Source organism: Salinibacter altiplanensis (genome assembly GCF_002894645.1).
GTDB classification, from domain to species: domain Bacteria; phylum Bacteroidota; class Rhodothermia; order Rhodothermales; family Salinibacteraceae; genus Salinibacter; species Salinibacter altiplanensis.
The window spans coordinates 79464-93995 of sequence record NZ_NCQY01000025.1; the positions used below are offsets into that span (position 1 = coordinate 79464).

Annotated in this window: 13 protein-coding genes; 10 read left to right on the plus strand and 3 right to left on the minus strand. The window is 62.4% G+C overall.

The window, feature by feature from the left end:
- Nucleotides 1-140: 140 nt before the first annotated feature.
- Nucleotides 141-3287 carry an efflux RND transporter permease subunit gene (locus B7R93_RS11900; RefSeq protein ID WP_103020976.1) on the minus strand — a complete coding sequence of 1049 codons (3147 nt, stop codon included), beginning with the start codon at nt 3285-3287 and terminating at the stop codon, nt 141-143.
- Between the two features lie 138 nt (nt 3288-3425).
- Complete coding sequence (locus tag B7R93_RS11905; protein ID WP_103020977.1) at nt 3426-4550, minus strand: efflux RND transporter periplasmic adaptor subunit; 1125 nt, start codon at nt 4548-4550, stop codon at nt 3426-3428.
- A 287-nt stretch (nt 4551-4837) separates the two neighbouring features.
- Here B7R93_RS11905 and B7R93_RS11910 point away from each other — a divergent pair, with 287 nt between their 5' ends.
- Nucleotides 4838-6220: a TIGR01777 family oxidoreductase gene (locus tag B7R93_RS11910; protein ID WP_103020978.1), complete on the plus strand. Its 1383-nt coding sequence runs from the start codon at nt 4838-4840 to the stop codon at nt 6218-6220.
- A 64-nt stretch (nt 6221-6284) separates the two neighbouring features.
- Here the strand turns inward: B7R93_RS11910 and hutH are convergent, their stop codons facing one another.
- Nucleotides 6285-7805: a histidine ammonia-lyase gene (gene hutH, locus B7R93_RS11915; protein WP_103020979.1), complete on the minus strand. Its 1521-nt coding sequence runs from the start codon at nt 7803-7805 to the stop codon at nt 6285-6287.
- Between the two features lie 136 nt (nt 7806-7941).
- Between hutH and B7R93_RS11920 the strand changes: the two genes are divergently transcribed.
- The 9 genes from B7R93_RS11920 (at nt 7942) to B7R93_RS11955 (ending at nt 14425) form a co-directional block, all read left to right on the plus strand.
- Nucleotides 7942-9195, plus strand: a complete 1254-nt coding sequence (locus B7R93_RS11920; RefSeq protein ID WP_232798376.1) for a protoporphyrinogen/coproporphyrinogen oxidase — start codon at nt 7942-7944, stop codon at nt 9193-9195.
- A gap of 109 nt (nt 9196-9304) precedes the next feature.
- Nucleotides 9305-9736 (plus strand): hypothetical protein, encoded by a 432-nt coding sequence (locus tag B7R93_RS11925; RefSeq protein WP_103020981.1) that lies wholly within the window; start codon nt 9305-9307, stop codon nt 9734-9736.
- Nucleotides 9737-10070: 334 nt separating this feature from the next.
- Nucleotides 10071-10595 carry a gamma-glutamylcyclotransferase gene (locus tag B7R93_RS11930; RefSeq protein WP_103020982.1) on the plus strand — a complete coding sequence of 175 codons (525 nt, stop codon included), beginning with the start codon at nt 10071-10073 and terminating at the stop codon, nt 10593-10595.
- A gap of 306 nt (nt 10596-10901) precedes the next feature.
- Nucleotides 10902-11228 (plus strand): hypothetical protein, encoded by a 327-nt coding sequence (locus B7R93_RS15350; protein WP_157942284.1) that lies wholly within the window; start codon nt 10902-10904, stop codon nt 11226-11228.
- Entirely contained in the window at nt 11221-12312 is a 1092-nt protein-coding gene (locus B7R93_RS11940; RefSeq protein ID WP_103020984.1) for a serine/threonine-protein kinase, read from the plus strand. Before B7R93_RS15350 ends, B7R93_RS11940 begins: the two co-directional genes overlap by 8 nt.
- Nucleotides 12313-12329: 17 nt before the next feature.
- Nucleotides 12330-12518, plus strand: a complete 189-nt coding sequence (locus B7R93_RS15355) for a hypothetical protein (RefSeq protein ID WP_157942285.1) — start codon at nt 12330-12332, stop codon at nt 12516-12518.
- A 306-nt stretch (nt 12519-12824) separates the two neighbouring features.
- Nucleotides 12825-13595: an FRG domain-containing protein gene (locus B7R93_RS11945; protein WP_157942286.1), complete on the plus strand. Its 771-nt coding sequence runs from the start codon at nt 12825-12827 to the stop codon at nt 13593-13595.
- Nucleotides 13596-13926: 331 nt separating this feature from the next.
- Nucleotides 13927-14256, plus strand: a complete 330-nt coding sequence (locus tag B7R93_RS11950) for a PIN domain-containing protein (RefSeq protein WP_232798377.1) — start codon at nt 13927-13929, stop codon at nt 14254-14256.
- Nucleotides 14246-14425, plus strand: a complete 180-nt coding sequence (locus B7R93_RS11955) for a hypothetical protein (RefSeq protein WP_103020986.1) — start codon at nt 14246-14248, stop codon at nt 14423-14425. The genes B7R93_RS11950 and B7R93_RS11955 overlap by 11 nt, the downstream gene beginning before the upstream one ends.
- Nucleotides 14426-14532: the final 107 nt, after the last annotated feature.

The window sequence follows — 14532 nt, forward strand, 5'->3', positions numbered from 1 at the left end:
GATGTGCGAGGAATGATGTGGAATTCGTGACGCGGGATGCGGGGTAAAGGACCGGTGGCCCCCCTCACGGGTCACGTTACGGATCACGTTTCCCGCATCAAATACACCATGCGAGATACGCAATACCGACCGCCGCGCCTCTACCCAGACGCCAGTTCCTGCTGTTGCGGCGCCACCTCCTCCTCCGGCAGCCCATCCCCACCGGCGCCGCCGTCGCCCACCAGCACGGGCCCCGCGTCCTCCCTCGTGAGGTAGGTGTAGGTGGCAGGAATCACGTAGAGCGAGAGGAAGGTGCCCACGAGGAGTCCGCCAATCACGGCCACGCCCATCGGGACACGGCTCTCCGCCCCGGCCCCCAGCGCCAGGGCGATGGGCAGCACGCCGAGGATCGTGGAGAGGGCCGTCATGAGAATGGGCCGGAAGCGCACCGCCGCCGCCTCCTCGATCGCCTCCCGGATCGACAGGCCCGCCGCCTTGCGCTGGTTCGCAAACTCGACGATGAGGATGCCGTTCTTCGCCACCAGCCCAATCAGCATCACCATGCCAATCTGGCTGAAGATGTTGATCGTCTGGTTGAAGTACCAGAGGAACAGCATTGCCCCGGCCAGGGCCAGTGGCACGGTGAAGAGGATGACGAGCGGGTCGCGGAAGCTCTCAAACTGGGCCGCGAGCACCAGGTAGATCAGGACGAGCGCCAGGCCGAAGACATAGAGCAACTGGTTCGAGGTCTCCTGGAAGTCGCGCGACTGGCCGGTGAGGGTTGTCGAGAAGGACGGCCCGAGCACGTCGTCCGCCACGCGGTCCATGGCCCCGATGCCGTCTTCGATCGTATTGCCGGGCGCCGGGCGCGCACTGACGGTGGCAGACATGTAGCGGTTGAAGCGAAAGAGCTGGGGCGGCGTGGCCTGCTCGCTCACCGACACGAGGTTGTCGAGCGGCACCGGCTCCCCACCCGCGGAGCGCACGTACAGGCTTGTCAGGTCGATCGGGGCATTGCGATCCGCCTCGTCGACCGTCGCGAGAATCTGGCGCTGCTCCCCGTCCTGCACGAAGTAGCCCACCCGCTGCTCCGCGAGGCTCAGCTGCAGCGTCTGCGCCACGTCGAGCGGCGAGACGCCGATGTTGTTGGCCCGATCGCGGTCGATCTCCACCTGCAGCTCCGGCTTGTTGAACTTCAGGTTGACGTCCACCACGCCCAGCTCCTCCTGCTGCCGTGCCCGCTCCAGGAAGGTGGGCAGCGCCTCGCGGAGGTTCTCGACACTGGAGGTCTGCAGCACGTACTGGACGGGCAGGCCGCCGCCCCCCCCGCCGACCGAGATGGTCGGCTCCTGCGAGACGAAGGTGCGCGCCCCCTCCAGCTCCCCGAGCGCCGCCTGCAGACTGTCGGCGTACTGCATCTGCGAGACGTCCCGCTCCGACGGCGGCACGAGGCGCGTAAACATGAACGCCGAGTTGACCGAACTGGCCGCCCCAAAACCCGGCGAGGTGACCGAGATGGTCGACCGCTGGTGCGCGTCCGGGAGGGTCTCGTTCAGGGCCTCGTACATCCTGTCCACGTACCCGCTCATGTAGTCGTAGGTCGCCCCCTCGCGGGCCGTCGCGTTCATGCGCACGAGGCTCCGGTCCTCCAGCGGGGCCAGCTTCTGCGGCAGCGCAACGTAAAAGGCCGTGATGACGACCCCACACCCGGCCATGATGACGAACGCCGCCCAGCGGTACTCCATGAACGCCTTCAGCGAGCGCCGGTAGGCATCGGTCAGATACTCGAAGACCGGCTCCGTCTTGCGGTAGATCCAGGGCTTCTCGTCCCGCTGCTTCAGCAGGCGGGTCGACAGCATCGGCGTGAGCGTGAGCGCCACGAACGAGGAGAAGGCCACCGCCCCGGCGATCACCATCCCAAACTCCTGGAAGAGCTGGCCGGTGAGCCCACCCATGAAGATGATGGGGGCGAAGATGATCACCAGCGACATGGAGGTCGCCACGACCGCGAAGAAGATCTCACGCGTGCCCTCCAGCCCCGCGACCATCGGGTCCTTGCCCTCCTCGATCTTCGCGTAGATGTTCTCCAGCACCACGATGGCGTCGTCCACCACCAGCCCGATGGCGAGCACGAGCGCGAGCAGCGTGAGCACGTTGATCGAGAAGCCCATCGCGTACATCACGAAGAACGACCCCGTCAGCGCAATCGGCACCACGATGAGTGGAATGATCGTGGAGCGCCAGTCGCGCAGGAACAGGAAGATGATCAGCACCACGAGGAGAAACGCGATGAAGATCGTCTGCTGCACCTCGCTGATGCTGTCGCGGATCGGCTCGGTGTTGTCGAAGCCGATGCCCAGCTCGAGGTCGCCCGGCAGCTCCGCCTCGATGTTGTCGACCCGGCGGTAAAACTCATCGACGATGTCGATATAGTTTGCCCCCGGAAGCGGCCGCAGCACGACCCCCACCATGGGCACGTTGTCGCGCTGCAGGAGCGTCCGCTTGTTGAGGGGGGCAATGTCGGCCGTGCCCACGTCCGACAGCCGCACGGTCTGCCCGTCGGGGCTTTGCTTAAGGATGAGCGAGTTGAAGTCCTCGACGGTTTCGAGGCGGCTCTTCGTCCGCACCGTGAGCTCGATGGTCTCGCCCTCGATCCGGCCCGAGGGCAGCTCGACGTTCGACCGGTCAAGGGCCTGGCGCACGTCGAGCGGCGTCAAATCGTAGGCCGCCAGCCGCTGCGGGTCGAGCTCCAGGCGCATCGAATAGGTCTTCTCCCCCCAGATGTCGACCCGGCTCACCCCCTCAATCGTCTGGAGCCGTTCCTTGAACCGCTTGTCCGCGATCTCGGTCAGTTCCATCAGGCTCCGCGTCTCCGACTCGATGTTCAGAAACACGATCGGCGGCGCACTGGCGTCGGACTTCGACACGCTGGGGGGCTCGGCGTCGGGCGGGAGCTGTTGCTGGGCCCGGCTCACACGGTCGCGCACGTCGTTGGCCGCCCGTTCGAGGTTGGCCCCCAGGTCAAACTCGACGGTAACGGTGGACTGCCCCTCGCGGCTGACGGACTCGATGGTACGGATGCCGTCGATGCCGTTGATCTGCTCCTCCAGCGGCTCGGTGATCTGCGAGTCGATCACGTCGGCGTTGGCGCCGCGGTACTGGGTGCTCACGCTGATGATGGGCGGGTCGACGGCCGGGTACTCCCGCACGCCCAGAAAGTAGAAGCCCACCGCCCCAAAAATCATGATGAGCAGCGCAAACACCGTCGACAGAACGGGCCGCCGGATGCTGAGGGAATAGAGGCTCATGAGGGTGGGGCGTTGGTTAACGTCGGATCTGCCAGCCCGAACAGGAGGAGGCTGGAACAGACGTCGGCGTGCGTGATGCGTGAATCGTGATGCGTGATTGGAAGCAGTGGGCAGCCGTCACGCGTCGTAGATCACGTGTCATTCAGGCATTTCGAGGCGAATGGGAAGGCCGGCGCGCAGACTCTGAATGCCGGACGTGATGACGGTGTCGCGCAGCGAGAGGCCGTCGGTCACCTGTACGGTCGAGTCGGTGCGAACGCCGAGCGTAACGTTGCGGGGCTGGGCGGCGCCATTCTCGGCCACGAAGACACGCTGGCCGTCGAGGGTGGGCACCACCGCGAACGACGGCACGATGATCGCGTCCGTCACCTCTCCGAGCGGAACGGTCACGTCGGCAAACATGCCGGGGCGGAGCGCGCCGTCGGGGTTGGGAGCCCGGGCCCGCATCTGAAGCGTGCGCGTGTCGGCGTTCACCGTCGTGTTGCTGGCGTAGACGGTGCCCGTCAGCCTCCGCTCCAGGCCCCGCACGCCGAAGGTGATGGACTGGCCGGGCTGCACGCGGGCAGCGTACTGCTCGGAGACCGAGAAATCGAGCTTGATCGGATCGGTCCGTTGCAGGGTCGCGATCGTCGTCTGCGGCGAGACGTACGCTCCTTCGCTCACCTCGCGCAGCCCCACGACGCCGTCGAACGGCGCCCGGACCCTTGTCTTTTCGATCCGGGCCTCCACGAGGTCCAGCTCCGATCGGAGCACCTCGACCTTGTTCACAGTGGCGTCGTACTCCTCCTGGCTCACGCCTCCCTCCGCCAACAGCCGCTTCTGACGCTCCGCCCGGTCGGTGGCCAGCGACAGGCGGTGCTCCAGGCGCTGCTTCTCGGCCCGGAGCTCCGCGTCGTTGATCTGCACGAGGAGCGCGCCCTCCTCCACCCGGTCGCCCTCTGCGAAGCGAATGGCCGTAATTTTGCCGTCGGACTCTGCGGTCAGCTCCACCGACTCGTCTGCACGCAAAGTGCCGGTCGTGCGGGTTTGCTCGGTCACGGTGCCGGGCCGGAGCGTCGTCGCCTCCACACGCAACGGCGCATCGTCGCCGCCGTTGTCGCCGTCCTCGCCGGACGACTCGGACCCGCTGATCTTGGGAAGCGCCAGCCCTACGACCGCAACCGCGAGGACCCCGAGCGCAATGACACGCTTGGTGCGGGGCCTCCATCCAGATTCGTTCTCGGGATCCTTCGCGGAACCGGAAGCGGCGGAAGCATCGCTCATAACAGGCAAAGAAAATCTGGAGAGGTCCGTGTTGCCGCGGGCGTCGAGCACACGAGGGGACGAGCACCGGATCGGAGAGACAGTGGTACCCGACCAACGATTCTTGGTTCGACGGACGGTGTGCCTTGTGTACGAATCACGGCCTCGCGTTGCGGAGTGCTCAAATTCCGGAACCGCTGCCCGGCGGACGGCGGCGCCCGGCCCCACGACGCCCCGAAACTGCCCCCGCCGTCTGCCAGTCCGTTACGTGCCCGAGTCCTCTTCTTCGCCGATGCCGTTTCGCCGCGATGAATACATTTACTGCCTTCAGCTCGCTCGGCGTGTCCGCCGACGCTCTCTTCGAGTGGCACCGCCGCCCCGGGGCCTTTGAGCGCCTAACGCCGCCGTGGGCACCGGTGCGGCTGGAGCAGTTTGAGGGCATTGCAGAGGGCGACCGGGCCGTGCTTCGGGTGGGGCCCCCTCCCCTGACGTTACAGTGGGTCGCCGAGCACCACGACGTCGTCGAAGGCCGGCAGTTTTGCGATCGGCAGGTGCAAGGGCCGTTTTCCCACTGGGATCACACGCACCGATTTGAGCCCGACGCGGATGACACGGAGCGTGCCACTCTCACGGATCGGGTCGAGTACGAGCTGCCGGGCGGGGCGTTGGGGCAACGGGCCGCGCCGTGGCTGGAGGCCGAGCTGCGCCGCCAGTTCGCGTACCGCCACCGCATTACGCGCCGCGACCTGTCACTGCACCAGCGGTGCCCCCCCGACGCGCAGTCCCTGACGATTGCCGTGAGCGGAACGTCCGGCCTCGTCGGCTCGAATCTGGTGCCCTTCCTCACCACCGGCGGGCACACCGTAAAGCGCCTCACCCGCTCCGGCCCCACCGGCGCGGATGAAATCCTGTGGGACCCGCGCACCGACCGGGTCGAGACCGATAAGCTAGAGGGTGTCGACGCGGTGGTCCACCTGGCGGGGGAGAACGTATTCGGCCGCTGGACCCCCGCGAAGAAGCAGCGCATCTACTCCAGCCGGGCGGACGGAACCCGACTCCTGGCCGAGGCCCTCGCCGGGCTCGACGATCCGCCGGAGGTGCTCGTCTCCTCCTCCGCCGTCGGCTACTACGGCGACCACGGACCCGACCGGATTACCGAGGGGAGTGCGCCGCGCAACGCGGGCTTTCTGGGCGAGGTCTGCGAGGCCTGGGAGGCGGCCCCCGAGCCCGCCGCGGCCGCCGGCATCCGGACCGTGCAGATGCGCACCGGCATCGTCCTGACGCCCGCCGGCGGGGCGCTCCGCCTCATGCTGCCGGCCTTCTGGCTTGGCCTCGGGGGCCGGGTGGGGAGGCGCCACCAGTACTTCCCCTGGATTACACTTGACGACGTGCTCGGTGGGATCTACCACGCCCTCCGGACGGACGCCCTGGAGGGCCCCGTCAACCTCACCGCCCCCTCTCCCGTGACGATGGAGGCGTACACCAACACCCTGGCCGATGTCCTGCGTCGCCCGGCCTTCCTGAACGTCCCTTCCTCCGTCGTGCGCACCGTCGGCGGCGAGATGGCGGACGAGATGCTCCTGACCAGTGCCCGCGTCGTGCCCGAGCGCCTCCAGGAGACCGGGTACGACTTCGGCTTCTCGGCGCTGGAGGACGGCCTGCGGCACGTGCTGGGGCGGACGGACGCGTAATTCGTGAAGCATGACCCATGGGGAGACTGTCCTCACGCATTACGCCTTCACGCATTACACTCTCCTACTTCAGCGCCCCCAGCGCTTCGGTCACGGGATCAAGCAGGGCCCGTCCCCGCACAAACGCGAGGCTTTGGTCGATGTCGTCCTCCAGCAGGTAGTCCTCCTCGCGGTGCATAATCGTCTCGCGGACCGTCTCGTGGGCCACCTCGACGCCCCGGCCCGGCCGCAGCGGCCGGCGGTAGTCGAGGGCCTGCGCGGCGGTGAGCAGCTCGATGGCAAGCACGCGCTCCACGTTCTCCAGAATGTCGAGCAGCTGGACGGCCCCGACGCTGCCCATGCTCACATGGTCCTCCTGCCCCCGGCTCGTGGGGATGGAGTCGACGGAGGCCGGGTGGGCGAGGCTCTTGTTCTCCGACACCAGCGCGGCGGCGGTGTACTGCGGCATCATGTAGCCCGAGTTGAGGCCCGTGTCCTCCATCAGCAGCTCGGGGAGGCCGTCGTGCCCTTCCAGCAGCAGGTAGATGCGGCGCTCGGCGATGCTGGCCAGCTCGGCCAGCGCGACCCCGGCGTAGTCGAGCGCCAGGGCGAGCGGCTGGCCGTGGAAGTTGCCGGCGCTGATCACGTCGCCGTTCTCGAAGACGAGCGGGTTGTCCGTCACGCTGTTGATCTCGCGGTCCACCATCTCGGTCGCGTGGCGGAGCGCATCGCGGCTCGCGCCGTGCACCTGCGGCACGCACCGAAGGGAGTACGGGTCCTGCACCTTGCCGCAGTGGCGGTGCGACTCCAGGATCTCGCTGTCCGTGAGGAGGGTCCGGACATTTTCGGCCACCCGCTGCGCCCCGGGGTGGGGCCGCACCTCGTGCACCCGCTCGTCGAACGGCTTGAGGCTGCCCTGCAGCGCCTCCAGGCTCATGGCGGCGAGCAGGTCGGCCATCGTGACGAGCCGGTGGGCCTCATGGAGCACGTGGGCCGCGTACCCGCCCATCTGCTGGGTGCCGTTGATGAGGGCGAGTCCGTCTTTGGGCCGCAGCGTGATCGGCGCCAGGTCGTGCTCGTCAAGGACGGACTCGGCGGGCCGCACGTCGCTCCCGTCGTCGGTCCAGAAGCGCCCCTCCCCGAGCAGGGGCAGCGCGAGGTGGGCCAGCGGCGCGAGGTCGCCCGACGCCCCAACGCTCCCCCGACTCGGGATCGCCGGGACGAGATCACGCTCGGCAAACACGAGCAGCCGGTCGAACGTCTCGCGCGAGACGCCGGAGTGACCCAGCCCCAGCGCGTGGATCTTGAGACGCAGGATGAGGCGGCTGAGGGCCTTCGGCACGAGGTCGCCCACCCCTACCGCGTGGCTAAAGACAAGGTTGCGCTGGAGCGTCTCCAGGTCCTCCTCCGGCACGCGTTCCTGAGCGAGCGCCCCGAAGCCGGTGTTGATGCCGTAGTGCGCCGCCCCGTCGGTCAGCGCCTCCTCCACCCGGGCCCGCGACCGGTCAACGGGCGTGGGGTCGTCGCGGAGCGCAGCCACGCGCGCCTCCAGGTCGGCGTGGAGGGATTCGATCTGCACCGAGGCGTCGGGACGGACGGCAGGCATGAAAGACGAGGGCTGGTTCGGAGGGACGTGAGAAGATCATATGGGTCGCCGCGTTCGTTCGAGGCGTGGCTCGAACGGAAGGGCCGGTGAGACGTTGCTTGCTCTCCGTGGTTTCCTCATGCACCCTTGCTCCCTCATGGCGACCCCCGACGTTCTCGTGATTGGGGCCGGGCTGGCCGGCCTGAACTGTGCGTGCCGCCTCCACGAGCGCGGCCTTCACGTGCAGGTACTGGAGGCGTCCGACCGGGTGGGCGGGCGCGTCCGGACCGACACGGTCGACGGCTTTCGGCTCGACCGCGGCTTTCAGGTGCTCCTCACCGCCTACCCCGAAACCCAGCGCGCACTCGACTACGACGCACTCGACCTTCACCCCTTCCACGACGGCGCCCTGGTGCGCTACAACGGCCGCTTCCACCGCGTCGCCGATCCGCGCCGGCACCCGTGGGACGCCCCGCGCACCGCCCTGGCCCGCGTCGGCACGCTGGCCGACAAGCTGCGGGTGCTGCGGCTGCGCCGCACCCTCGCCGGCCGGTCGATCCCGCAGATTATGGAGCGGGCGGAGCGCCCCACGCTCGATGTGCTTCGGGAGCGCTGGGGCTTCTCCTCCGTCATGGTCAACCGCTTCTTCCGTCCCTTCCTCGGCGGCATCTTCTTCGACCGGGCCCTGCAGGCGTCGAGCCGCATGTTCGAGTTCGTCTTCAAGATGTTCGCGGAGGGCCGGACGGTGCTGCCCGCGGGCGGCATCGACCGGATGCCGAAGCAGATGCGCGCGGACCTGCCGGACGCGGCCGTGCAGCTCAATACACCCGTGGCGGCGGTCGACGACCAGACGGTCACGCTGGCAGGCGGCGGGACGATGGAGGCCCCACACGTGGTGATCGCCACGGAGGCACCAGAGGCACATCGGCTGGTGGGCGACGTGTCTCCGACCGACGGCCGGTCGACGATCTGTCTCTACTACGACGCCCCCCGGTCGCCACTCGACGACCCGTTTCTCGTCCTGAACGGCGAGGGCGTCGGCCCCATCAACAACCTTGCCGTGCCGTCGGACGTGGCCCCCGGCTACGCCCCGGACGACCGCGCCCTCGTGTCCGTCGTGGTGGTGGGCGCGCCGACGGAGGACACGGCCGCACTCCAGCGGTCGGTGCGGGCCCAGTTAATCGACTGGTTCGGGCTCGCGGCCGGCGGGTGGACGCACCTTCAGACCCAGCACATTCCCTACGCCCTCCCCGAGCAAGCGCCGCCGTTCCTGTCCCCGCCCGAGCAGCCCGTGCGCCGACGCCCGGGCCTCTACGTCTGCGGCGACCACCGCCGCACCGCGTCGCTGAACGGCGCCCTCGCCGCGGGCCGAACCGCCGCGGATGCCGTCTGGGCCGACCACACGAGTTGATGCGTCTCGCCCCCGGACGGAGCAGCGGGCCTCAGCATCTCGACCGGACTTCGCAACTTGGCACCCGCCGCGAAAGACGTTCACGTTGAACGCTCTAACACAGGACGCCATGCTTCTCTCCATCCACGCCGCGGCGACCTGGCTCATGTTCGGGGTCATCCTCGTCGTCCAGCGCGTGCACTACCCCCTCTTCCGCTACGTCCGGACGGTGGACTATGAAGATTTCCAGGCCGCCCACATGCGACGCATCACGTGGATCGTGGGCCCGGCCATGACGACGGAGCTCGTCACCGCAGCGTGGATCGCCTGGGCCCCGCCGCCGGGTGTGCCCGCCTGGATGGGCTGGGCGGGCCTGGCGCTCGTGCTCGCCATCTGGGGCACCACGGGCCTCGTACAGGTGCCGCTGCACACCCGCCTCACCGACGGCTTCGACGCTGCGGCCCACCGCCGCCTCGTCGCCACGAACTGGCTCCGCACCGTCGCCTGGGCGCTGCGGGCCGGGCTCGCGCTATGGATGCTGGGGCGGGGCCCGACGCCGTAGCGGCGAACGACCGGCGCCCCGAACGGCAGTGAGGAAGTAGTCTTGGGCTGCGCTCCGAACCGCGCCCCGACCGCTGCGAAGCGCGGCGGCCTGTTCCTGGCCGTCGCCCTTCCAGCCTCCCCTGGCTCGGTGTATTAACCCCCACGTATTGAATATGTCAAAGCAGTTGATATATTTTGCGAGTGGAGCCCGATTGACATATGCACGGGGCTATTTTTGAAACTTAACATTTTCCAAAGGGTTGGCGGGATGGGGACGTTGATGCCCTGATCATGTTGATATAATTATAGGTTATACGGCACACTCGACATATTTCGGATTGACGCACAGGAAAATGTGGATATTTGGCTATGGATCGCTGATGTGGGACGATTGGGAAACAGAATTCGACAGCGAGAAGAGCGAAGAAGCAGTGCTCCTTGGTTATCGCCGAGCCTTCAATAAGGCATCAGTTCTGAACTGGGGCAGTCCGGATGAGCCTTGTCCGACACTTGGACTCGAACGAGAGACTGGAGTTAAGTGTGTTGGGACTGCCTTTAATTTCTCGGACGACCAAGAAGAAGAGGTGATTGCTTATTTGAAAGATCGGGAGGGTGCAAGTTTCGACATTGTCGAAGTGGAGATCACGCTATCAGACGGAACAGATGTCAAGGCTTACACAGCGATCAATGATACATCAGCAGACACGTACGTGGGTGATAAGAGCACAGAGGAGGTTGCTACGATGATCAAGAATGCTGAGGGTAAAGATGGTAAGTGCATCGAGTACATGAGAAATATCTACTCTATGCTCGAAGAACAGTCTATTCATGATCCAGCGGTAGAAGAGTTGTGGAGCGCCATAGAACGCAACAGTTAAGCCGTATAACACCCATTTCAACTCACGAGGGGCGGCTGCCCGTTTTCAGATGAGGGTGTCTCCCGCGCTCTGTTCGTACCTTGGCGTGCCCCTCGCAGTTGAATTCGACCGCTACACCGCATCGAAACTAGCTTCGTCTATTCAGCTATGGCAACAGCTATTGGAATTCGGTCGAGCCCAAGTGAAATCTATTTTGCTATCGTTGACGATGAAGACGGTAGTATAGGTCATGGGCCACCTCAACACCTCATCGTACCCCGTGAGGCGCTTGAAGGACCGAGCCTTGCACAATTTGTTCGAACTAACATGCTCGACGTGCTTGATGCACAGGAAGTAGAGCGGGCGTGTGTCAAAGAGGCCGACTATCATCCCCAAGCTACCGGTAATCCAGAACGGTACAGAATCGAGGGAGTGATCCAGGAGGCCGTAGCGAGCAGTACGGCTGATCACTACATATCGGGGGACGTGAACACACTCTCCCCGCACCTTGATCTTACGAGTAGTGATTTTAGAGAAATCAAATCTGGTGACCGCTGGAGTGGAGCGGCAAATGATCCAGATTGGGACACGTACAGTTCACCAGAAATCGAAAGTATTCTAGCAGCATACACAGCCTTTAAAAGCTATGATTAAAGCAAAAAATAACCTCATCTCTACTGAGGTAGAATTCGAGAAGATAGATCAGGTTGGTGTGGGTCAGGGTGCAAACTCTGATGTATACAAAATACGGGATATACAGCTAGACACCATTAGAGCTGCAAAAGAAATAGAGGCATCAAAATTTTCAAATTTCAATGAGTACTTTGAGGAAGCTCAGAAAATGCACGAGTCGAGGCATCCTAATGTTGTTCCAGTACATTTTTCGGGAAAGGGAACCGTAAATGGAGTAGATTATGTCTACATAGTCATGGATTACTACCCGAGAGGGTCGCTGGCTGGATTACATCAGAAGAGACCCTTGAAGGTAAAAGAAATTGTTCGGTACGGGTTACAATTCCTGACTGGTCTTGCTTTCATACACGGCAAAGATCTTGCGCACTTTGATATCAAGCCCACGAATGTTCTTCTCAAGAGGGAAGATGTGGCAGCCTTGACGGATTTTGGAGTTGCTGAAAGGCTGGGAGGACAAGGTTCTGTAATCAATCCACCGTTTTATATTCCACACGTCACTCCAGAACGTGTCAGCCCAGGTGTGCAGACGCAGGCCACTGACATATACCAAGCTGGATTGACGCTCTACCGCCTCTGTAATACTCCGGATGAGTGGGAAACACAACTGCAAAGCGCTAAGCAGTCTTCATTAGAGCACGCCGTCGTGGGAGGAGATTTTCCTGACCGAGACAGATTCCTTCCGCACATACCTCGGAAGTTGCGTACCGTGATTCGGAAGGCGACACGCATCGATCCAGATAATCGTTACAATTCAGTTAGGGAAATGATGAATGAACTGGGTAGTGTGAAGCGTTATCTTGAGTGGCAAATGGATTCAAGTGGTTCCGATACAGGCCATGAAGCTTGGGAAATGGAAGATGACGATGGTCGGAATTTCCAAATTCAGGTGCGCGAGGACGGGAACGATTGGTCAATAGAAACGACCAAGACAGTGAACCAAACACAGAGAGTGCGCAGTTGCTGTGCCAACGGGCTCCAGTCGAAAGAGAAGGCGCTTACAAGGGTGAAAACTTTCATCCGAAGCGACGACCTGAGCGTCAATTAACAAACCGAAACAGGCCCATGCTAAAACTCGAAAAGAAGGATATAAAAAAGTTTGCAGATATTGAGTCTCCTTACAGGAATAAGTCGTTTGAGGAGATAACAGGAGAGTCGTTCGAGCCAAAGGTTAAACATAGAATACGTGACCTCGGAAACGGATATGGCACGACTGATCCCATAGAAAACGGGGAAATTCGTGGTGAGAAGTGAAAACCCTGCTTTTTCTCACCATATTGTAAGCGCTTCCAAATACTCCCTCCAAACTCCCAGATTTACAGGGGTTTAGAGGGCGGTATAACCCTGCGCTACAGCTGACGGAGGGCAGATGCCGTCATCGATCTAGGTCAGTTCGGCAGTTTCGACTTCGCTGAACGGGAATGGCGATGCCGAAGAATGGAAACTGCGGCCAAAATTATCATTTTGGTCGGCTTGCATTCTGTTCGAGGTTTTCCTGCCCTCCGCACCTTAGCTACTACGTTATACCGAGCTCAGATTTTTCTCAATGCCCCAAAATCCATGAGCACCAGCACCGGAGAATTTCGGAGCGTTGAGGATTTCCTGAACGAAGAGCTTGAAGTCGCTCCCGCCCAATTCGACTTCCGGCTCTACAGAGGACAAGCAATGGACTGGCCGCTTCTTCCGAAGATTGCACGCGGTGCAGAAGAATTAGGCAACAGCAAGAGCGAGTTACTCAAGATCGAGAGCCGCATTCTCACATCCTTTAGGCGCCGCGCAGTTCAACTTATGGATACGGTGCCGGAGTCGACTCTCGGCTGGATGACCGTCGGTCAGCATCATGGCCTTGCAACAAGGCTTTTAGACTGGACGGAAAACCCGTTAGCGAGTCTGTGGTTCGCAGTGCGGAACGCTAATCCTGGTGAGGACGCTGTTGTTTGGCGAATTGCGATGACTCGGTACGAAGAAGATCCTCCCATTGTCCAGGACAGGACGGAAGATTTGTCTGCGTTTGACCCTCTGGATGTGAACGGTACCTGGATTTACAAGCCCAGCCATCTGGCGAATCGAGCCGCCGCTCAAGAATCATGGTTCACGCTACATGCCTACGGGAATAGGGGATTCGCTCCACTAAAAGAAGGTCGCTTCGCCGGATCAGAACCCGCAGTCAGTAAATTCACAATCCCAGGGAAGGTGGTGAGGCACATGAAATGGAAGCTATCACAGATCGGTGTCCACGACATGGCTTTGTTTGGCGATCTTGATGCTTTATCGCGTCACTTAAACTGGCAGTATAAGGAGACGAACACTTGGGAGGACTTCTTGTCGTAGGAAATATTCACATTGTACATTTCGGTATAACAATGCGCTACTGCGTACGCAGTGCGGGATGGCTTCAACCGGTCGCCGTACCGTAACAGAGCGTTTTTGCACATTCCGCCAGTGGTGCTGGTGTTATCCTGCACCGCAGCGCTCAATCCGTTATGCAGCTTCGGTCGCATTTCTGTCCTTCGCTTCCTACCGTTGAGGGATGAAACGACGCATCTACACAGATACCTCGGTGATTGGCGGTTGCCTCGACGACGAGTTTAAAGGCTCCTCCTAACAGCTGTTTGATCGGTTTCGTCGGGGAGAGGACGTAATCGTGATATCAGAACTCACCTTGCTCGAACTGGAAGGCGCCCCGGCTGAGGTCCGGGGCACGTTAGAAAAGGTCCCCTCCTCGTATCGCGAGGATGTCGAGTTTACTGAGGAGGCCTCCCATCTTGCCGAGCAGTACCTCCATTCCGGGGTAGTTGGAGAAGCAAGCCGATTGGACGCTCAACATATTGCGACGGCCACAGTGCACCGAACTGACGTGTTGGTCAGCTGGAACTTCAAGCATGTCGTCAACCTCGACCGGATTCGAGGATACAATTCGGTAAACCTGCGAGAAGGATATCCGATGCTCGAAATCAGATCTCCACAGGAGGTGCTTCCCTATGACGAGTAAGAAGCAGAAGGATTTTGACGCCGTGCAGTTGATGCGATCCCTCCGTGAGAGCATCAGACAGGAGACCGAGGGAATGAGCTACGGGGAGGAGAAAGCCTACATCCGCGACCGTATTCAGGAAATAAAGAATCAAACAGAAGAAGCGGATCAGGCAGAGAACGCTGCATAACTCTCCGCTGTAGCTGACGAAAAGTTCGGGCCATTTTGCTCTCCCGCAGCTAAAACGGGGATATGTGCCCGAATTTTTGGACCAGTTGACCGGCTAGGTACGGCTAA

What these genes read in the sequence shown, in the direction of transcription:
- B7R93_RS11900 (WP_103020976.1), bottom strand. Translation starts at nt 3,287, where the DNA reads ATGAGCCTCTATTCCCTCAGCATCCGGCGGCCCGTTCTGTCGACGGTG.
- B7R93_RS11905 (WP_103020977.1), bottom strand. Translation starts at nt 4,550, where the DNA reads ATGAGCGATGCTTCCGCCGCTTCCGGTTCCGCGAAGGATCCCGAGAAC.
- B7R93_RS11910 (WP_103020978.1), top strand. Translation starts at nt 4,838, where the DNA reads ATGAATACATTTACTGCCTTCAGCTCGCTCGGCGTGTCCGCCGACGCT.
- hutH (WP_103020979.1), bottom strand. Translation starts at nt 7,805, where the DNA reads ATGCCTGCCGTCCGTCCCGACGCCTCGGTGCAGATCGAATCCCTCCAC.
- B7R93_RS11920 (WP_232798376.1), top strand. Translation starts at nt 7,942, where the DNA reads ATGGCGACCCCCGACGTTCTCGTGATTGGGGCCGGGCTGGCCGGCCTG.
- B7R93_RS11925 (WP_103020981.1), top strand. Translation starts at nt 9,305, where the DNA reads ATGCTTCTCTCCATCCACGCCGCGGCGACCTGGCTCATGTTCGGGGTC.
- B7R93_RS11930 (WP_103020982.1), top strand. Translation starts at nt 10,071, where the DNA reads ATGTGGATATTTGGCTATGGATCGCTGATGTGGGACGATTGGGAAACA.
- B7R93_RS15350 (WP_157942284.1), top strand. Translation starts at nt 10,902, where the DNA reads ATGCTCGACGTGCTTGATGCACAGGAAGTAGAGCGGGCGTGTGTCAAA.
- B7R93_RS11940 (WP_103020984.1), top strand. Translation starts at nt 11,221, where the DNA reads ATGATTAAAGCAAAAAATAACCTCATCTCTACTGAGGTAGAATTCGAG.
- B7R93_RS15355 (WP_157942285.1), top strand. Translation starts at nt 12,330, where the DNA reads ATGCTAAAACTCGAAAAGAAGGATATAAAAAAGTTTGCAGATATTGAG.
- B7R93_RS11945 (WP_157942286.1), top strand. Translation starts at nt 12,825, where the DNA reads ATGAGCACCAGCACCGGAGAATTTCGGAGCGTTGAGGATTTCCTGAAC.
- B7R93_RS11955 (WP_103020986.1), top strand. Translation starts at nt 14,246, where the DNA reads ATGACGAGTAAGAAGCAGAAGGATTTTGACGCCGTGCAGTTGATGCGA.